General features: G+C 63.5%; 20 protein-coding genes. 11 read left to right on the top strand and 9 right to left on the bottom strand.

Going from position 1 to position 19,568, the window contains the following annotated elements:
- Positions 1–192: 192 nt before the first annotated feature.
- Complete coding sequence (locus E1748_RS29460; RefSeq protein WP_133650834.1) at positions 193–846, bottom strand: protein-L-isoaspartate O-methyltransferase family protein; 654 nt, start codon at positions 844–846, stop codon at positions 193–195.
- A gap of 440 nt (positions 847–1,286) precedes the next feature.
- Here E1748_RS29460 and E1748_RS29455 point away from each other — a divergent pair, with 440 nt between their 5' ends.
- From E1748_RS29455 to E1748_RS29420, 8 genes are all read left to right on the top strand, one after another.
- Positions 1,287–2,288: a LacI family DNA-binding transcriptional regulator gene (locus E1748_RS29455; protein ID WP_240766867.1), complete on the top strand. Its 1,002-nt coding sequence runs from the start codon at positions 1,287–1,289 to the stop codon at positions 2,286–2,288.
- 27 nt (positions 2,289–2,315) lie between these two features.
- Complete coding sequence (locus tag E1748_RS29450; RefSeq protein ID WP_133650832.1) at positions 2,316–3,803, top strand: sugar ABC transporter ATP-binding protein; 1,488 nt, start codon at positions 2,316–2,318, stop codon at positions 3,801–3,803.
- Positions 3,784–4,797, top strand: coding sequence for an ABC transporter permease (locus E1748_RS29445; protein ID WP_133650831.1), 1,014 nt, complete (start codon positions 3,784–3,786; stop codon positions 4,795–4,797). Before E1748_RS29450 ends, E1748_RS29445 begins: the two co-directional genes overlap by 20 nt.
- Positions 4,798–4,873: 76 nt before the next feature.
- A complete protein-coding gene (locus E1748_RS29440; protein ID WP_133650830.1) occupies positions 4,874–5,836 on the top strand; it encodes a substrate-binding domain-containing protein in 963 nt (320 codons plus the stop codon).
- Between the two features lie 73 nt (positions 5,837–5,909).
- The gene (locus tag E1748_RS29435) at positions 5,910–6,959 is read left to right on the top strand and encodes a sugar phosphate isomerase/epimerase family protein (protein ID WP_133650829.1); all 1,050 of its coding nucleotides are present in this window, start codon (positions 5,910–5,912) and stop codon (positions 6,957–6,959) included.
- Between the two features lie 28 nt (positions 6,960–6,987).
- Positions 6,988–8,127 carry a Gfo/Idh/MocA family protein gene (locus E1748_RS29430; RefSeq protein ID WP_240766852.1) on the top strand — a complete coding sequence of 380 codons (1,140 nt, stop codon included), beginning with the start codon at positions 6,988–6,990 and terminating at the stop codon, positions 8,125–8,127.
- Positions 8,128–8,234: 107 nt separating this feature from the next.
- Positions 8,235–9,191 carry a DMT family transporter gene (locus tag E1748_RS29425; protein WP_133650828.1) on the top strand — a complete coding sequence of 319 codons (957 nt, stop codon included), beginning with the start codon at positions 8,235–8,237 and terminating at the stop codon, positions 9,189–9,191.
- Between the two features lie 59 nt (positions 9,192–9,250).
- Positions 9,251–9,556 (top strand): NIPSNAP family protein, encoded by a 306-nt coding sequence (locus tag E1748_RS29420; protein ID WP_133650827.1) that lies wholly within the window; start codon positions 9,251–9,253, stop codon positions 9,554–9,556.
- A gap of 9 nt (positions 9,557–9,565) precedes the next feature.
- Here the strand turns inward: E1748_RS29420 and E1748_RS29415 are convergent, their stop codons facing one another.
- From E1748_RS29415 to creB, 7 genes are all read right to left on the bottom strand, one after another.
- Positions 9,566–10,024, bottom strand: a complete 459-nt coding sequence (locus E1748_RS29415; RefSeq protein ID WP_133650826.1) for a MarR family winged helix-turn-helix transcriptional regulator — start codon at positions 10,022–10,024, stop codon at positions 9,566–9,568.
- Positions 10,025–10,172: 148 nt separating this feature from the next.
- Positions 10,173–11,510, bottom strand: coding sequence for an epoxide hydrolase family protein (locus E1748_RS29410; RefSeq protein WP_240766851.1), 1,338 nt, complete (start codon positions 11,508–11,510; stop codon positions 10,173–10,175).
- A 90-nt stretch (positions 11,511–11,600) separates the two neighbouring features.
- A complete protein-coding gene (locus E1748_RS29405; protein WP_133650825.1) occupies positions 11,601–11,873 on the bottom strand; it encodes a hypothetical protein in 273 nt (90 codons plus the stop codon).
- 58 nt (positions 11,874–11,931) lie between these two features.
- Positions 11,932–12,357, bottom strand: a complete 426-nt coding sequence (locus E1748_RS29400; RefSeq protein ID WP_133650824.1) for an Ohr family peroxiredoxin — start codon at positions 12,355–12,357, stop codon at positions 11,932–11,934.
- Between the two features lie 410 nt (positions 12,358–12,767).
- On the bottom strand, positions 12,768–14,186 hold the full coding sequence (creD, locus tag E1748_RS29395) for a cell envelope integrity protein CreD (protein ID WP_133650823.1): 1,419 nt from the start codon (positions 14,184–14,186) through the stop codon (positions 12,768–12,770).
- Positions 14,187–14,289: 103 nt separating this feature from the next.
- The gene (creC, locus tag E1748_RS29390; protein WP_133650822.1) at positions 14,290–15,744 is read right to left on the bottom strand and encodes a two-component system sensor histidine kinase CreC; all 1,455 of its coding nucleotides are present in this window, start codon (positions 15,742–15,744) and stop codon (positions 14,290–14,292) included.
- An 18-nt stretch (positions 15,745–15,762) separates the two neighbouring features.
- The gene (creB, locus tag E1748_RS29385; protein ID WP_133650821.1) at positions 15,763–16,482 is read right to left on the bottom strand and encodes a two-component system response regulator CreB; all 720 of its coding nucleotides are present in this window, start codon (positions 16,480–16,482) and stop codon (positions 15,763–15,765) included.
- A gap of 194 nt (positions 16,483–16,676) precedes the next feature.
- On the opposite strand from creB, the gene E1748_RS29380 reads away from it, so the two are divergent.
- The 3 genes from E1748_RS29380 to E1748_RS29370 all read left to right on the top strand — a co-directional run bounded on the left by E1748_RS29380 (position 16,677) and on the right by E1748_RS29370 (position 19,233).
- A complete protein-coding gene (locus tag E1748_RS29380; protein ID WP_133650820.1) occupies positions 16,677–17,534 on the top strand; it encodes a DUF2071 domain-containing protein in 858 nt (285 codons plus the stop codon).
- A 41-nt stretch (positions 17,535–17,575) separates the two neighbouring features.
- A complete protein-coding gene (locus E1748_RS29375) occupies positions 17,576–18,043 on the top strand; it encodes a GNAT family N-acetyltransferase (RefSeq protein ID WP_240766850.1) in 468 nt (155 codons plus the stop codon).
- Between the two features lie 146 nt (positions 18,044–18,189).
- The gene (locus E1748_RS29370) at positions 18,190–19,233 is read left to right on the top strand and encodes a hypothetical protein (protein WP_133650818.1); all 1,044 of its coding nucleotides are present in this window, start codon (positions 18,190–18,192) and stop codon (positions 19,231–19,233) included.
- Positions 19,234–19,257: 24 nt separating this feature from the next.
- Here E1748_RS29370 and E1748_RS29365 read toward each other — a convergent pair whose 3' ends face one another.
- Entirely contained in the window at positions 19,258–19,521 is a 264-nt protein-coding gene (locus E1748_RS29365) for a hypothetical protein (protein WP_133650817.1), read from the bottom strand.
- Positions 19,522–19,568: the final 47 nt, after the last annotated feature.

The following is a 19,568-nucleotide window of genomic DNA, read 5'->3' as shown; positions in this document are numbered from 1 at the left end:
CTTGTTGGTTGGGGCGGCCCATCGGGGCTCGCCCACTCAGGCTAACTCATTTAGGGCAACCCATTCAGGGCCGATCTCGCAGGCTCACCCATGCGGACTGAGCCTTCGATCATCTACCCCACAGCGAGCCCATCGCGCACCAGCTCATCGCAATCCTCGCAACAAGCCAGCCGCGTTAAACAATCAGAGCAATCAGAACTTGAACCGCGGCGGCTCGACAGCGTTGACCAGCGGCGCGACGTAAGTTTCGAACACGTCGGCGACGCGGTATTGCTTGTCGTCGATACGCGTGATGATCTGTGCCTTCATCACCGGCGCCGTGCCGACGAACACCGCGAGACGGCCGCCGACCTTCAGCTGTTCGAGCAGATCCTGCGGCAGCACCGGCAGACCGCCCGACACGCAGATCACATCGTACGGCGCCGCCGTGGGCCAGCCGCGCGAACCGTCGCCGGTGGCGACTTCCGCGTTCAGCACGCCGTTCGTCGCGAGGTTCTGCTTCGCGAGTTCCGCGAGTTCGGGTTCGATGTCGACGGTCAGTACGTGCTGGCCGCGATGCGCGAGCAGCGCTGCCATGTAGCCCGAACCGGCGCCGATTTCGAGCACGCTTTCGTGCTTCTTCACCGCGAGTTCCTGCAGCATGCGCGCTTCGACGCGCGGCGCCAGCATGCGCTGACCGGCAGGCAGCGGCACTTCGAAATCGACGAAGGCCAGATCGCGATGGACGGCGGGGACGAAGTTCTCACGCTTGACGATCGACAGCAGATTCAGCACGTCCTGGTCGAGCACTTCCCAGGGGCGGATCTGCTGTTCGATCATGTTGAAACGCGCTTGCTCGATGTTCATGGTGGGTTCGGCGATGTGTGGGTTGAATGCGGACCGGCTGGCGTGCGGTAACTGGAACACGCGGGGGGAGGGCTTGGGGCTTGAGCCTCACTCCCGCCTGCTTCCGGCGGCCTTGCGACTGCGCGATTGTACCAAACCAGATCGACGGGCTGTTTCATCGCCGGCCGTCCGGCTTGGTGTTAATCCCTACGCGATCGAGCTTGCGGTCAGGCAGTTTGTCGAGCAAAAATGTAATCGATTACATTTTCCGGGTTTCAGTCATCGTGTCCCGTCCGCCGCGTTCTCCTCGCTCACCAGATTCATCTGCTCCGTCTGCGGCTGCCAGTTCGGCTGGCAAGGCGAGGGCGGCGCGTAACGGCGCGACGACATTGAAGAAAGCGGCAGTGAAGAAAACACCGCCATCGCAAACCGCGAAGGCTCGCTCATCCGCTGCGGCAGACATCGCACCCAGCGGCCAGTCGATCTCCAGCGTCGCCGAACAGGCCGGCGTATCGGTCGCGACCGTGTCGCGCGTCCTCAACGACCACTCGAACGTGAAGCCCGCGACGCGCGAGCGCGTGCTCGCCGCGATCGAGGCGAGCGGCTATCGCGTGAACGAACTCGCGCGCAATCTGCGCACCGCCGAGAGCCGTCTGCTGCTGACGATGGTGCCCGACGTCGGCAACCCGTTCTACGCGGAGATCGTGCGCGGCATCGACAGCGTCGCGCGGCAGCACGGCTACTTCATGCTGTTGTGCGACACCGGCGCCGATCCGGGACGCGAGCGCAGCTACTTCGATCTGCTGCGTCGGCGGCGCGCGGACGGCGCGATCTGTCTCGATCCGGCGACGGTCCAGCAGGCGCTCGCCGAAGAGTCCGGCACGCTGCCGTGGGTCGCATGCTGCGAATTCGATCCTGCGGTCGGCGTGCCGTACGTCGGCATCGATAACTACCGTGCCGCGCGCGATGCGGTGCGGCATCTGCTCGCCCGGGGGTGTCGACGGATCGCGCTGGTCAATTCCGGCGACAGCTATCTGTACGCGCGGCAACGCGAAGAAGGCTACGCGGATGCGTTGCGCGAAGCGGGCGTCGAGCCCGATCCGCGCTGGCGCGTCGGCGTCGCGAGTCTCGACTACGTCGCGGGCAGCGCCGCTGCGGCTGCGCTGATGCAATTGCCCGAGCAGCCCGACGCGGTGTTTGCCGTGTCCGACACGCTTGCGATCGGTGTGATCGCCGGCTTGCGTGCGGCGGGCCGCCGCGTGCCAGACGACATCGCGGTAGTCGGCTTCGACGACATCTCGCTGGCCGCGCAGGTCGATCCGCCGCTGACGACGATCGCACAGCCGATGCGCGAACTCGGCGAGACCGCTGCGCGTCTGCTGCTGCAACGACTCGCGGATCCGTCGGCGGAGGTGCCGGGCGTGTTGCTGCCGCACAAGCTCGTCGTCCGCAGGAGCGCATGACATGAACACAGCGAAGAGAGACCACCGATGAGCATCGCCGTCCGCTTCGACGACATCCGCAAGGACTTTGGTCCGGTGCGGGTGCTGCACGGCGTGAGCTTCGAGCTGGCGCCGGGCCGCATCTACGGGCTGCTCGGCGAAAACGGCGCGGGCAAATCAACGCTGATGAAAATCCTCGCCGGTTACGAGACCGCGAGCGCGGGCACGCTGCTGATCGACGGCGAGCCGCAGCAGTTCGACGGTTCGCGCGCGGCCGAGGCCGCGGGCATCGTGCTGATTCACCAGGAGTTCAATCTCGCCGAGCATCTGACGATCGCGCAGAACATCTACCTCGGTCACGAGAAGCGGCGCGGCTTGCTGCTCGACGACACCGCGATGCGCGCGGGCGCCGCGCAGCATCTCGCGCAGGTCGGCCTCGCGAAGCATCCGGACACGAAGGTGCGCGAGCTGATCGTCGCGGAGAAGCAGATGGTCGAGATCGCGAAGGCGCTGTCGCGGCGCGCGCGGTTGCTCGTGATGGACGAACCGACCGCGACGCTGACGCCCGCCGAGACCGAGCGTCTGTTCGCATTGATGGCGAAGCTGAAGGCCGACGGCGTGACGATCGTCTACATCTCGCACAAACTCGACGAGGTGGAGCGCATCACCGACGAAGTGATCGTGATGCGCGACGGCCGCTTCGTCGCGCGTAGCGAGACAGCAGGGCTCGCGCGTCAGCAGATGGCGAATCTGATGGTCGGCCGGGACGTGTCCGACATGTTTCCGGCGAAACCCGTGTTGCCTGCCGACGCACCCGTTGCATTGAAGGTCGATGGTTTAAGCGTGCCGGGCTGGGTCGAGAATTTAAGCTTCGAAGTCCGCGCAGGCGAAGTACTCGGCTTCGCAGGCCTCGTCGGTGCAGGGCGCACCGAATCGTTCGAGGCGTTGATCGGCTTGCGTCGACGCAGCGCGGGGCGAGTCGAGATCGAAGGCCGCGCAGTCGATCTGAAAAGCCCGCGCGATGCGATGCGCCACGGCCTCACGTATCTGAGCGAAGACCGCAAGGGCAAAGGGCTGCACGTCGATCTGAACCTGCAGGACAACCTGACGCTGATGACGCTCGATCGCTACGCGCATCCGCTGCTCGATCTGAAGGCCGCGCGCGCCGCGCTCGACGAAGCGGTCGCGACCTACGGCATCCGCACCGGCGACACGAACAGCCGCGCGCGGATGCTGTCCGGCGGCAACCAGCAGAAGCTAGCACTCGCGAAATTCCTGCAACCCGACCCGCGCGTGATCGTGCTCGACGAACCGACGCGCGGCGTCGACGTCGGCGCGAAACGCGACATCTATTTTCTGATTCACCGGCTCGCGGCGGAAGGCCGCGCGGTGATCGTGATCTCGTCCGAACTGATCGAACTGATCGGCCTGTGCCATCGCGTTGCGGTGATGCGCGCGGGCACGCTGCAGGCGACGCTCGGCCTCGACCATCTGACCGAAGAGGAGTTGATCGCCCATGCAACCGGCACCCACTGACGCCACGCAGCCGCATCGCGTGTGGCGCCTCGCACGCCGCCTGCACGGCCTCGGACCGCTCGCGGGCCTGATCGTGCTGTGCATCGCGGGCACGCTGCTGAACCGCGACTTCGCGACCGTCGACAACATGATGAACGTGCTCACCCGCACGTCGTTCATCGGCATCATCTCGGTCGGCATGACGTTCGTGATCATCTCGGGTGGCATCGATCTGTCGGTCGGCTCGATGGCCGCGCTGATCGCGGGCAGCATGATCTGGCTGATGAATGCGCTGGCAGGCGGGATCGGCGGGCACGCGCTGGCGCCGCTCGCGATCGTCGTGATCGGCATCGTGTGCGCGCTGGTGCTCGGCGCGCTGTTCGGCTGCGCGCACGGTCTATTGATTACCAAAGGCCGTATCGAGCCGTTCATCGTGACGCTCGGCACGTTGGGGATTTTTCGGGCGGTGCTGACGTGGCTCGCCGACGGCGGCGCGCTGACGCTCGACAATTCGCTGTCCGATCTATACAGCCCCGTGTATTACGCGAGCCTGTTTGGCGTGCCGGTGCCGATCTGGGTGTTCGTTGTCGTCGCGGCGGGCGGCGCGCTCATTCTGAATCGCACCGCGTTCGGCCGGCACGTGCAGGCGATCGGTTCGAACGAACAGGTCGCGCGCTATGCGGCGATTCGCGTCGATACCGTGAAGATCGTCACCTACGTATTGCTCGGCATGTGCGTTGGCGTCGCGACCGTGCTGTACGTGCCGCGTCTCGGCTCCGCGACACCGACGACCGGTCTGCTGTGGGAACTCGAAGCGATTGCGGCCGTAGTGGTCGGCGGTACCGCGTTGAAGGGCGGGGAGGGGCGCGTCGCGGGTACGGTGATCGGCGCGGTGCTGCTGTCGGTGATCGCGAACATTCTGAATCTGACCAGCATCATCAGCGTGTATCTGAATGCAGCGGTGCAGGGGGCGGTGATTATCGTCGTCGCGTTTTTGCAGCGTGGAAAGCGGTAGCGACAAGCGTAACAAGCAGCAGGTGGTTGGACCAACGATATCTGGCGCACCCAGCGCCCGACAAAGGAGACACGACATGAAGCAGGTGATTCGGACGTTATGCGCCGGCATGCTGGCGCTGGGAATAATCGGCACGGCAGGCGTCGCGCGCGCCGACGAGAAGGTGACGCTCGGCGTCGCGATACCGACGGCGGACCATGGCTTTACCGGCGGCATCGTCTGGTGGGCGAACAAGGCGAAGACCGATCTGGAGAAAGCGCATCCCGATCTGAAGATCATCGTGAAGACGGCGGCCGGTTCGCCCGAGCAGGCGAACCAGCTGCAGGATCTCGTGACGGTCAACAAGATCAACGCGCTGGTGATTTTCCCGTTCGAATCGGCGTCGCTGACGCAGCCGGTCGCGCAGGTGAAGAAGAAGGGCGTGTACGTGACGGTCGTCGATCGCGGTTTGACCGACACCAGCGCGCAGGATGCATACGTCGCAGGCGACAACACCGCGTTCGGCAAACTGCCCGCCGAGTATCTCGCGAAGACGCTGAACGGCCACGGCAACATCGTCGCGCTGCGCGGCATTCCGACGACGCTCGACAACGAACGCTATACCGCGTTCACCGACGTGCTGAAGGCCTATCCGGACATCAAGCTGCTCGACGCGAAGTACGCGAACTGGAATCGCGACGACGCGTTCAAGGTGATGCAGGACTACCTGACGCGCTTCAAGCACATCGACGCCGTATGGGCCGCTGACGACGACATGGCGATCGGCGTGATGAAGGCGATCGAGCAGGCGAAGCGTACCGACATCAAGGAAGTGTTCGGCGGCGCGGGATCGAAGGTGATGGTGAAGAAGCTGATCGACGGCGACAAGCTGGTTCATGCGGACGTGTCGTACTCGCCGAAGTTCATCTACGACGCGATCAAGCTGACTGCGGACGCGCGTCTGAAGGGCGAGAAGCTGCCGGCGACGACGATCATTCCGTCGGTGCTGATCACGAAAGAAAACGCTCAGCAGTTTTACTTTCCGGATTCGCCGTTCTAGATCTTCGATGGCGTATGAAGACGAAGGGCGGGGCATAGGGTGCCCCGCCGGATCACAACCGGAGTAAAGCACGATGAAGACGATCAAAGGCCCGGCGATCTTTCTCGCGCAGTTCATGGGCGACGACGTGCCGTTCGACAATCTCGCGCATCTAGCCGCGTGGGCTGCGGGTCTCGGCTACAAGGGCATCCAGGTGCCCGCCGATCCACGCCTCGTCGATCTCGAACTCGCTGCGACGAGCCAGGCGTATTGCGACGACGTGCGCGCGACGGTCGACAACGAGGGCGTCGTCATCACCGAACTGTCGACGCATCTGCAGGGGCAGCTCGTCGCCGTGCATCCGGCGTACGACCAGCTGTTCGACGGCTTTGCGCCGAAGAGCGTCGGCGGTAATCCTGCGGCGCGTACCGAATGGGCGATCCGCGAACTCACGTATGCCGCGAAGGCATCGCAACGTCTCGGACTCGCGACGCACGTGACGTTTTCGGGCTCGCTGGCGTGGCCGTATCTGTACCCGTGGCCGCAGCGGCCCGCAGGGCTCGTCGAGGCCGCGTTCGCCGAACTCGCGCGTCGCTGGACGCCGATTCTCGATGCATTCGACGATGCGGGCGTCGACGTCTGCTATGAACTGCATCCCGGCGAGGACCTGCACGACGGCGTCACGTTCGAGTGTTTTCTCGATGCGGTGAAGCAGCATCCGCGCGCGAACATCCTGTACGACCCGAGTCACTTCATGCTGCAGCAGCTCGATTACCTGGCGTTTATCGATCTGTATCACGAGCGCATCAAGGCGTTTCATGTGAAGGACGCCGAGTTCCGGCCGAACGGCAAGCAGGGCGTGTACGGCGGCTATAGCAGCTGGGTGGATCGAGCGGGGCGTTTTCGTTCGCTCGGCGATGGGCAGATCGATTTCGGTGCGATCTTCTCGAAGATGGCGCAATACGATTTTCCGGGCTGGGCCGTGCTCGAATGGGAGTGCGCGTTGAAGCATCCGCAGGACGGCGCGCGCGAAGGCGCGGAGTTTATTCGTCGGCACATCATTCGCGTCACCGATCATGCGTTCGACGATTTCGCTGACAGCAGTGTCGACGATGCAAAACTGAAGAAACTGCTTGGGCTATGAACTTGAACCGCGCGGCTAAGGAGCGACGATGACAGGAAGGCTCAAGCTCGGGATGGTCGGCGGAGGCCAGGGCGCGTTTATCGGTGCGGTGCATCGGATGGCTGCGCGCATCGACGACCGTTTCGAACTCGTCGCGGGCGCGCTGTCGTCCGATCCGCAGCGCGCGCACGACAGCGCACGCGACGCGGGCATTGCGCGCAGCTACGCGGACTGGCGCGAGATGGCGCGTGCCGAGGCCGCCCGCGACGACGGTATCGACGCGGTCGCGATCGTTACGCCGAACCATCTGCATGCGCCGGTCGCGACCGCGTTTCTCGAAGCGGGCATTCATGTGATCTGCGACAAGCCGCTTGCGGTGTCGCTCGCGGAAGGCGTCGCGCTCGCGAAGCTCGCGCGCGACACGCAGCGGCTGTTTGCGTTGACGCATACGTACTCCGGCTATCCGCTCGTGCGTCACGCGCGCGAACTCGTCGAAGCCGGCGAGCTGGGGACGGTGCGCGTCGTGCAGGTCGAGTATGCGCAGGACTGGCTCGCCGAGCCGATCGAAGCAGCGGGCACGAATCGGCAGGCCGCGTGGCGCACCGATCCGGCGCTCGCGGGACCGGCCGGATGCCTCGGCGACATCGGCACACATGCGTGGCATCTCGCGTCGTTCGTGAGCGGGATGACGCCGTCGTCGCTCGCGGCGGAACTGCACACGTTTGTGCCGGGTCGCCGGATCGACGATCACGTGCAGGCGATGCTGCGTTACGCGAACGGCGCGCGCGGGATGCTGTGGGCGAGCCAGGTGGCGAGCGGCGCGGAGAACGCACTACGCGTGCGAGTGTACGGCACGAAAGCGAATCTCGCGTTCGATCAGGAAGCGCCGAACGAACTGTGGCTCACGCCGCTCGGCGGTGCCGCGCAACGGCTCACGCGTGCGCGTGTGCAGGGCGCGGCGGCCGTGCATGCGACGCGTGTGCCGGCCGGGCATCCCGAGGGCTATCTTGAAGCGTTTGCGCAGTTGTACAAGGACGCGGCGCTGCAGATCGAAGCGATCGATGCGGGGTTGCCGGTGCCTGACGAGAGCCGGTTGTTGCCGACGGTTGACGATGGGGTCGCGGGGTTGCGGTTTGTCGAGGCGGTGATTGCGAGCGATGCGGCTGGAGGAGGGTGGGTGGACGTGTAGTTTGATTTGGGCAGAGCACTGTTTCCCCGGCATAATCGACGGACTTTCCACCCGCTGTCAGAACGTGCCGCGCGATCGCGCCGGGCGTTCATTTCCCGGGGAACAGCATGAGCGCTACCGGATTGCGTCAATCCCCGCCGTTGTCGTTTCCGGGCGCGGCGCTGCTGATGGTCATCGCGACCGCGCTATGGGGCGTGTCGTTCGTCGCGCCGCTGATGCTTCACGCGTATTCCCCACTCGACATCACGTTCGGACGATTCCTGTTCTACGGGATCGTGTCGGCCGCAATCCTGCTCGCGAAATATCGACGGCACCCGCTCGGATGGCGCGTATGGTCGCGCGCGGCCGTCTACGGTTTCGCCGGCAATATTCTCTTTTCGATCCTCGTCAGCTTCGGCGTGCAGGATACCGGCGCGGAGGTCGTGATTCCGATCATCGGTTTGCTGCCGATCTGCGTGTCCGTCGCGGGCAACCGGCATTTGCCCGCTGCAACGTGGCGACGGCTGCTCGTGCCGTTCGCGATGGTCGCGTGCGGACTCGGCGTCGTGCTCGCAGTGCAGAGCGGCATTCTGGTTCAGCACGTGCGGCTGTCGTGGCCGGGCGTGTTCGCGGTGGTGGTCATCGTGATCGTGTGGACCTGGTATGCGCTGTCCAATTCGCGATTCCTGCGCGCGCATCCGGACATATCGGGCGCGCACTGGTCGTGTGCGATCGGCGTCGCGACATTCGGGCTATCGATCGTAATGGCCGCGCTGAATGCGGCGCTGACACACCGCGTTGTTCCGCCGGGTTTTCTGCAGGGTCACGCGCAGGATGCGCTGCTCTTCGTGGCGATCACGATGGTGCTGGGCGTCGGCTCGTCGTGGCTCGCGACGATCTTTTTCAACCGCGCATCGCACGCGCTACCGATGGGACTCGTGGGGCAGATGATCATCCTGGAGACCGTCTTCGGTATCGCCTACGCAAGCATGTATCAGCACACGTTGCCGCCTGCGCCGCAGACTGCGGGCATGGTACTGGCCATCGCCGGAATCTGGCTGTCGGCACGCGAATTGTTGAAATAGCCGGCGCGTGGGTAAGATGTTTGCGCTACCCCTTTGTCCCTCACTGCACGCATAGCCCTATGATCACTTGCTACCTTCGCTACGTCGTCGATCCCGAACGTCTTGCCGAATTCGAAGCTTATGCAAAGATGTGGATTCCACTCGTCAATCGATTCGGCGGAACGCATCACGGTTATTTTCTGCCGTCGGAAGGCGCGAACAACATCGCGCTCGCGCTGTTTTCTTTCCCGAGCCTGGCGACCTACGAGAAGTACCGTCACGAATCGATGAGCGATGCGGAGTGTCAGGCCGCGTTTGCGTATGCGGCGCAGACGCGGTGCATCGTGAGTTACGAGCGGAGTTTTTTCAGGCCGGTGTTCGAGTGAACGTTTGATCTAGCGCGATCCCACCGACCTGATCAGATTGTCCCGCAACGTCACGATCGCCTTCTGCACCTTCTCGAACTCGTCAGGCGGCAGGCCCGTCGCTTCGACGAGGTCCATTTTCAGGCCCTTTTCACGCAGCTTCCGACCGCTCTTCGTCAGACCGACACGTACCTGACGTTCATCCACGGGATCGCGTTGCCGTTCCACGTAGCCGGCCGCCTCGAGTTTCTTGAGGATCGGCGTGAGCGTGTTTGACTCGAGGAACAGTTTCTCGCCGAGACTGCTGACGGTCTGGTGGTCCTCTTCCCACAACGCAATGATCGTGATGTATTGCGTGTACGTGAGCCCAAGCTCCTCGAGGATCGGCTTGTATGCCTTGCCGAATGCCAGGTTCGCGGAATAGACCGCGAAGCACAGGAAGTCGGACAGTGCGACGACGTCGGAGACGGGTTGATTGGTTGATTTCATCTGCGTCCTCTCGGGCATGGAGACTGATGTCTGATGCGAGTGAGTATATATCGCATGCGATTGAATCGCAAAGGATCAAATTAGGGCGAGGTACGACGAATGGCGTCGCATCGACGCCATTCGTCTTCACCGCGCTATTCGCCGACGCCTAACGCACCGACTTGAACGACGTCCTGAGTTCCTGAACAAGCAGTTGAGGCTGCTCCCACGCGGCGAAGTGTCCACCCTTGCTGAGCCGGTTGTAGTGAATCAGCTTCGGGAACGCTTTTTCGGTCCAGCTGCGCGGTGCCGCGTAGATCTCGTCGGGAAAGACGCTCACGGCAACCGGAATCGTAATGTGTTTCGGCGCGAAGAAGGGCAGCTTGTTGTCCCAGTAGAGACGCGCCGACGATATCGCCGTGCCGGTCAACCAGTAAAGCGTGATGTTATCGAGAATGTCGTCGCGCGTCAGACCCTCGGTCTTGCCGTCGAACACACGTGCGATCAGCGCATAGCTGGCCGCATCGTGATCGAGCATCCATGCGGCGAGACCGATTGGCGAATCCTCGATGCCGTACAGCGTCTGCGGACGATTCGCCATTTCCTGCGCGTAGCCCAGGCCATGCTTGTAGAAGAAATCGAGCTGCTCGTACGCATGCTTTTCGTCGGGTGCGAGACCCGCCGGCGGCGGCCCGCCGAGTTGCAGTGCTTTCGCGACGTCGTCCGGCACCGTGGCCGGCATGTTCGTGTGAATCGCGAGCAATCCCGGCGGCGCCTGCAGTGCCATCTGCTCCGACACCGCATCGCCCCAGTCGCCGCCCTGCGCGACGAACTGCGTATAGCCGAGACGCTTCATCAGGATGGTCCACGCGCGCGCGACGTGCGCGGGGTCCCAGCCGGTGACGGTCGGCTTACCCGAGAAACCGTAGCCCGGTAGCGATGGAATCACGACGTCGAATGAGTCGGATGCTTTGCCGCCGTGTGCGGTCGGGTTCGTGAGCGGATCGATGATCTTCAGCTGTTCGATGATCGAGCCGGGCCATCCGTGCGTGATGATGATCGGCAGCGCGTTCTTGTTCTTCGAGCGGACGTGGATGAAATGGATGTCGACGCCGTCGATGGTCGTCACATACTGCGGCAACGCGTTGAGCCGCGCCTCGACCTTGCGCCAGTCGTAATCCGATTGCCAGTAGTCCGCGAGCTTGCGCATCGTCGCGAGCTGCACGCCTTGCGATGCATCGGTGACCGTCTCCTGCGTCGGCCATTTCGTGTCGGCGATCCGTCGACGCAGATCCGCGAGCGCCGCATCGGACACGTGAACCTGGAATGGACGGATCGACGTGTCGTCGGCAGTCGGTGCCTGCGCGGCGATCGATGCGCTGCTGGTCGTCGGTGGCGTCGTATCGGCGTGAGCGGCGAGCGCGGGCAGCAACATGCCGATCGCAGCGACCAGCGCGGAGGCAGCAAGACGCGGGCGCGTGCCCATCAGGGAAGCGGTTTTGAACATGACGTGGTGTCCTGGTTTATTCGTGGTGGGTCGAGGAGGCCGGCAGGTTGCCGGCCCGTGCTCGAACGTTGGTTGAATGCACGGCTGGAATCAGTGGTGCGCGAAAAGGCTGTTGCGCGTGGTCTCGACCGTGCGGCTCGCGGATTGCGAATGGTCGGAGACGACACCGCCGTATGCGTCCTGTGCATCCGCAGCGCTGTTGCGTTCTGCGGCGAGGGTTTGCGCGCTCTGGCCGCGCTGCGATGCCGGCGCGCCGACTGACGGCTTGTAGAAGGGCGCCGGGCCGTAGCCGCCGGCAAATGCGGGAGCAGCAGCGGATGCGGAAAGTGCGACGAACAGAGCGGCGATGAGTCGGGTCTTCATGATGGGGTCTCGCTAAATGGTGTTGGGTGAGTGAGCGCAGATTGAATTGCTGCCTGGGTCAAACCACGTTGACGACGACGTCGATGTTCCCGTGCGTCGCTTTCGAGTACGGGCAGATCAGGTGTGCTTCGTGTGCGATGGCTTCGGCGACGTCGCGTGCGACGCCCGGCACGCTGACGTTGAAGCGCGCCTGCAGGAAGTACGCGTCGCCGGTCTTGCCGAGATCGACTTCGACCTCGACGAACAGATCGGGCGGCAGCTTCACGTTCTTCTGTTGCGCGACGAGGCCGATCGCGGCGCTGTAGCAGGCGGACCATGCGCCCGCGAACAGCTGTTCGGCGGTGGGGTGCGGCTGGACGGCTTCGAACGCGATATCGCTGGTGGCACCCACCGACGATGAAAGATTCAGGTCGAGGCGGCCGCCACGGCCGTTTGCAGTGGTGTGGGTTTTGCCGGTGAACAGGACAGTTTCGATCTTGGACATGCTGGTTTCCTTGATAGGTAAGGTGTCTCGGTGTTTTATATCGCATGCGATGTAATCGCATGCGTCGAACAATAGAGAAGAATTTTGGCGATGTCAATCGTATAAGATTAAATCGTATGCGATGTATTGATAGGATTTGACGGGGAAGTGGGTTGTGGTTCGTGTGATGTGAGGGGCGGGATCGGGGCTAACGGCCCCAGCGAAGGTGAGCTGGCAGTGGCCGCCGCATGACGATGGCGGGCTGCGCACCCGGTCCGTGCAGATGCAGCGCAGCGGATCGCGCTGGTGCTTGCGTTGCAGCCACGAAACAACGCAGCGGTTTGAAAACGGTACGCTCCGCCCGCTAACGGGGCGGAGAAAAAATCGCACGCGGCGAGGCCGTACCGATCGCCCCCGCCGCGCGACACCTCTTAGTCGCGAGTGCCCTTTGCGTCGGTCGCTGCTGCAGATCCCTCGACCGCTGCCCGCACCTCCCGCAACGGCTGCCACGCTTCACCCACCGCATACCAGTCGATCCGCCGCGTCAGCAGCATGATCGTCGCGAGGATCGCGAACAGCAGCAGCGAACCGAGTATCAGCGCGTTGTCCTCCGATTGCAGCAGGCCATACAGCGCACCGTACAAAATCGTCAGCAGCACGCCGAACCCCACGCCGCGTTTCCAGCTGTGCAGCACGAACGTCAGGTAGAAGCCCAGCAACCCGATACAGCCCGTCGAGGCGATCAGATACGCGAGGATAAACACCATGTGCTCGGACAGGCTCAACAGCAGCAGGAAGAACAACGCCAGCGAAAGCCCGACGAGCAGATACTGGATCGGGTGAATCCGCAGCTGCTTGATCAGCTCGAACATGAAAAAACCGGTGAACGTCAGCAGCACGAAGAGCACGCCGTATTTCATCGCGCGGTCGGTTTGCACGTACACGTTGATCGGATCCATCAACGTCACGGACATCGCCTCGATCGGATCGTCGCCGGGGTTGGGGCTGGTGGCGCTGATCTGATCGCGGGCCTTCGTGTTGTACGACGTGATGTCCCATTTCGCGTTGAAGCCCTTATCGCTGATGTCTCGTGTACGCGGCAGGAACGCGCCGTCGAAGCTCGGATGCGCCCACGACGAACTCACCGTCACGTCGTTCTGCTCGGCGATCGGCGCGAACGCGAGCGTTTGTGCGCCGAGCAGCGGCAGCGTCATCGAGAACGGCACGGTGCGGGGAGCGTTTGCGGCGCTCGTTGCAGCGCCGAGATCGATGTCCGCATGCAGACCCTGCTTCAGACTCGACAGTTGCGGGCCGCGCTCCATCGTCAGCTTCTTGCCGCCGACGTTCAGCACCGGCACCGCCATCAGGCCGCGAATATCGCTGACGCCGATCGACAGATACGGCTGCCCGATGTCGAAACGCTGATGTCCCGGCGATAGCGGCAACTGGTTCAGATCGGGCAGCTCGATCGTGCCGTCCCACTGACTCTGCATCTCGTACACGAGCACCTTGTAGATGCCGCGATACCGTTCGTTCGGTTTGACGTCGGACTTTATGGCCAGCGTCTTCGGGAACACCAGTACCTGCTTTCTTTCGATGTGCAGTACGGACAGGTCGGGATGCTTCGAGTCGCTGGGATCGGGCCCATCGATCGTCTCGGTGTAGGGCACGACGAGGACAGGGCCCGTGACGGTTTGCGGACCGGCGTAGCTGGCCCATACGCTACGGGTCGCTTCGTCGCGCGACGCGTTGCGCTCGTCGACGGTGTTGCCGACCATCTTCAACGGGATGAGGATGACCAGCATCAGGAACGCGACGATGATGGACTTGAACAACAGGGCTCGATTCATTTTCTGATGGACTCGCGATGAGAGCGGAGCCGTCAGCTTCGGCGAGCGGTGTGAAGGGCGTCGAAAGTGGGTGTGGGGTCTGTGTGAAGCGGGTGTGAAGTCGCTATGCGGCGACAGGCAGCGTCAGCGTCGCGCACGCGCCGCCTTCCACGCGATTGGCAAGCGCGATGTGTCCATGATGCAGCAGCGCGACTTCGCGCACGAAGCACAGCCCGAGCCCCGTGCTCTTATCGCCGCCGCCGGGGCGGGGCAGCGAATAGAAGCGTTCGAACAGCCGGGGCAGCGCGTAGTCGGGAATGCCTGGGCCGTCGTCGCTCACGCGCACGTCGATCGTATTGGGCTGACTTCCTGCGCCGTACTCGACCGTCACCGTAACCACACTCGACGACGGCGCGAAATCGAGCGCATTGTCCAGCAGGTTCGACAGCGCCTGGTGCAGCAGGAACGGATCGCCTTGCACGGGCGGAACGGATTGATCTTGCGGCGTGACGGCCAACCGCAGCGTGAGACTACGTTTGCGTGCCCGCGGCTCGGCCTGCTGCAGCAACTGTTCGAGTAGCGGAATCAGCGCAACCGGTTCCGATGTTTCGAGGCGCTGCCGCTGCTCGACTTCCGCGAGCGCAAGCAGCTTGCGGATCATCTGGTCGAGTCGCGCGGCCTGCTTGTGGATGTTGTCGACGAAGCGATGGCGATCGTCGGCGGCCATGTCTTCGTGCAGCAGTTCGGCGGCGCCGCTGATCGCCGCGAGCGGACTCTTCATCTCGTGCGTGAGCGTGTGAATGTAGTGCTCGACGTACTGTTTGCTCTCCAGCTGCTCGCGCATGCTTTCGACCGCGCGCCCCAGTTCAGCCAGCTCGCTCGCGCCGCGCAATGGCATCTGCGCGCGCTCGCCGGCTGCCGCTGCGCGCGCGTAACGTTGCAACCGCCGCATGCCGACGACGAGCCACAGCGTGCACGCGACGCCGATCACCGACGCACCGCCCATCAGCAGCAGACCGTACAGCATGATCTTGCGCTGGCTGCGCTCGATGAACGGCGCCATCGTCTGGTTGGGTTTCGCGACCGTCAGCACGCCGATGATCCTGTCGCCGTCGCGGATCGGCGCGGCGACGTGCATCACGGTGCTGCTGTCGTCGTTGGGATCCGAACGCGTGCTGCGTGCGCCGTATTTGCCCTGTAGCGTCAGATAGACATCGTTCCAGCGCGAGTAGTCCGCACCGAGCGCCATGCCCGACGAGTCGAAGCGCACGATGCCGTGCGCGTCCGTCACGTAGATGCGGTAGTCGATCATGTTCTTGTGCAGGCCCCACACGGTCGCGTCGACGCGGTTGTCGCGCAGCGCGCGCAGCTGATGCGCGAACGTGCCGTCGGCGATGTGACCGCGCTTCATGTCGTCGGCGGCGAGCACGGCGAGTACCTGCGCGGTATCGACGAGCGTGTCTTCCATCGCTTCGCGCACGCCGGGTTTGACCTCTTCGACGAATACATGCAGCGTCAGAAACGCGGCCAGCCCGACGATCAGGAAGAAGCCGAAGAAGATGCGGAGTCCGATGTGCATGAGCGGTTTGTTCCTGGCTCAGCTTTCGTGGGCTTCGAGCGTTTCGAGCGAATAGCCCATGCCGCGATGCGTGCGGATCGGATCGCTGGCGGGGTCGATCGCGCGCAGTTTTGCGCGGACGGTTTTCACATGGGTATCGACGGTGCGGTCGATCGTGTCGATCGCGTCGTGCCAGACGAGGTCCATCAACTGCGTACGCGAGTAGATCCGGCCGGGGTGGCGCACCAGCAGTGCGAGCAGGCGGTACTCGTAGCGGGTCAGGTCGAGGCGCTGTCCGCGATAGGTTACGCGGGCGCCTGCGTCGTCGAGTTCGAAACCGGGGGCAACGGGCTGTGCCTGCTGGGTCATGGTTGTAGGCGTCGCGGCTCGCGTACCCGTGCGCCGCAGGATCACGCGCACGCGTGCCGCGAGTTCGCGCGGCGAGAACGGCTTCACGACGTAGTCGTCGGCGCCGATCTCGAGTCCCACCACGCGATCGACTTCCTCGTGACGTGCGGTGAGGAAGATCACGGGCACGTCGGTGAACGTGCGCAGACTACGGCAGACCTCGAAGCCGCCGACGTCGGGCAGGCCGACGTCGAGGATCACCAGATCGAACGGCTGCGCGCGTAGCCGCTCCAGCGCCGCGTGGCCGAGCGAGCAGTGCTCGGTCTGCATGCCGTCGGTGCGCAGCGCGTAGAGGATCGTGTCGGCGATCGCGGGTTCGTCTTCGACGACGAGGATGCTGGGTTGGGTCATCGCGCGGGTCAGGGGCTGAGGGGCTGAGGGCGTGTGCGGGTAGCTGCTGCGAAAGCGATGATCCGGTAAAGCGCTTGCGATTATCGCGGCTATCGGGAATTCTAGCGCCTTGTCGTGGGACCCAGGTCGTCGGATCTATAACGTCGAAGGTGCATCGTTTGTACCGCAGCCTCGACCCTGCAACGGAGCAACCCGTGTTGGACCGCAACGATTTCGTTTATCCCGGGGGAGGCCTGATCGGTGCGCTCGTCGACCGGCTGGTCACGTGTACCGCGTTGCTGCGCGTGCGTCGCGCGATCGCGTCGCGGCTGCCGTTCATGACGCTCGCAAGCGACGTCGAGGACATCGTGTACTGCACGTGGGTCGTCGACCTCGCGGCGGTCGCGCATCTGGTGCCGCCGGATGTGACGCTGATGGAACGCGACGGCAAGACGCTGTTCACGATCCTGACTTACGCGCATCGTCATTTTGGGCCGACGCTTGCGGGACCGCTGCGGCGCCTGTTGCCGTCGCCGTTGCAAAGCAACTGGCGCTTTTACGTCGATACGTTTCCCGGCGATGCGGAGTCCGGGTCGACCGTGCTGTTCGTCAGGAACGTCTTCGACAATCCGCTGTATGCGATCGGTTGTCGTCTGTTCAGCGATGCACTACCGGCGCATGTGGCGGATCGGATGCAGCATGTTGCCGGCGATGGTCGGTACAGCACGACTATCCTCGGCGGAAGCGGTAGCGCGCCGGATTTTCAGTGCGACGCGGTCGCGTCGACAAGCCGTGCGTTGCCGGCTTCGCTCACGCCGTTTTTCGATTCGTGGGACGGCGCGTTGTCGTTCCTGTGCCTGCAACACGGTGCGATCACGCACGTCGACGATTGCGGTCGTCTCGCGTACGGCACGATCGATCTGCCGATCGACATCGATACCGTGCAGCCTCTTGAAGCAGTCGGCGACACGACGGGCGGTGAATTTCTCGAACGGATCGGGGCGGTCGGTGTGCCGTTCTGCTTTGTCGTGCCGGGGGTGGAGTTTCGGGTGTTGTCGGAGCGGTTGGTGTAGATCGTCAGCGCATTTGACGAGGGATGAACAAGGAGCCGCAGTTGAAATTGACATTCGCGAACACCACGCACGGCGATGCCGAAACGCTGGTCAACATGCGTATCGACGCGATGCGGGAAAGTCTGGAGCGCGTTGGCCGCTTTGATCCCCAGCGGGCGCGAGATCGTTTTCTGTCGTCGTTCGATCCTGCGTTCTGTCGATTCATTGTGGTCGATGAGGTATCGGTTGGCTTCGTCGTGGTAAAGCCCGCGGACGATTGCGTGGTGCTCGAAAACCTGTACGTCCTTCCGGAACATCAGGGAACAGGGATCGGTTCAGCGGTGCTCGACAGCGTCTTTGCCGACGCCGATTCGCGTTCGGTTGCAGTCAAGGTGGGGGCGCTTCGTGACAGCGATGCGAACCGCTTTTATCAACGCCATGGGTTCCAGAAGGTCGACGAGGAAGAGTGGGATATCTATTACGTTAGACCGGCGCGAACGGGCGGGAGCGATGATTCCGCGCACGCCTGACGAACCGGACGAATCAGTAACGCAATCCTTTTCTATTTACGATGAAGCTAAAACTGCTCCCCCTGTCTGCTGTTCTTTGCGCGACCTTGTGTCTGACGGGCATGCCGCGTGCGGCACAGGCCCAGCTTCATGTCGATACGGTCAGCATGAAGGCATCCGGTCACGGCATGAACCCGGGTCCGTATCGCTTGCCGTACGTGACGGGCACGGCGAATAGCGGCGACGCCGATGCAATGCAGCGGATCAACGACTGGCTGTTCGTCTCGGAAGTGGAAGCACCGCCTGCCACCGACCCGAAGAACCCGGCGAAGCCCATATGGCCGCCGTCGGGCATTCGCGACGGTGTGACGTCGCTCGATTACAAGGTCGCTGCCAATGTTCCGGGCTGGTGGTCCGTGGCGATATTCGGCGAGTACATGGGCGCTTACCCGTCGGCGGGCGAGCATACGTACAACTTCGATGCGCACTCCGGGCAGATTCTGACGGTGGGCGTGCTATTCAGTCCGCAGGGGCTGGCGACCCTCACGCGCAACGTGCAACGCGCACGCCTGAAGCGGCTCGACGACTTCGTCGCGAAGCTGCCGCCGGAGAAGCCGCATGCGGCGGACGCGGCCCCGTCGACCGGTGACGACGAAGATGCGCCGACTACCCAGCGCATGATCTACGGCGACTGCCGGCCGCTTATCGCCGACGGCAAGCTTGCGGAAGACGAATTGAAACTGACGCCTGACCGGCTGATGGTGGTTCGCGAACAATGTGCGGCCCATGCGGTGCAGGCCTTCGACGATCTCGGCGAATTCAGCAATGGCTTCGCCTATGCGGAGCTGGCGCCGCTGCTGTCCGACTACGGCCGCTGCCTGCTGGTGCAGCGTCGCACGGACTGCGCAATCGATGCGCGCGGGCGCGGCATCGGCATTGGCGTCTATCGCGGCACGCTCGGTGGCCGTTATCCGGTGACCTTCGTGATCGATACGGAAAGCGGGAGCGTCAACTATTACTTTTACGATCGCGTCGGCAAGCTCATCGCGCTGGAGCCGAAAGCGTTGCCGCAAGGTGGGCTGCGCTTTACCGAGTCACCCGACAATGGACCGAAGGCGGTGTTCGATCTGATGCCGCGACCCGACGGGCACCTCGTCGGTACGTGGACGCAGGAAGGGACGGGCAAGACGCTGGCGGTGGACCTGCATTGACGGTGATGCGCAGAAGAGCGGTCGTCAGTCCTGTTTCCCGCTCTTCTTGATCTGCGCCTCGAACGCGACGTCGAACTTGCTCGCCTTGCGCGGCTTCGCTGGTGATAGCGTATCGACGAACTTCGCGAAATCGTCGAGCGGAAGCGGATCGCACATCTTCACATCGCTGCCGCTTGAGCGATCGACCAGGTAGAACAGGCCGCCCGATAGCGAGATCGCCGCGAACTGAGAATTGCCGCTGCGGGTTTTTAGCCGTTCGACGGCGTGGATGGCTCGGGTGGTGCGCATGGGGAGGGGACCGCGAAGGAGGCGAATAGATCGCTACTTTACCAACT

The organism is Paraburkholderia flava, from assembly GCF_004359985.1.
GTDB classification, from domain to species: domain Bacteria; phylum Pseudomonadota; class Gammaproteobacteria; order Burkholderiales; family Burkholderiaceae; genus Paraburkholderia; species Paraburkholderia flava.
Note: the sequence above shows the minus strand (reverse complement) of the source record. Positions and strands in the feature narration are given on the sequence as shown.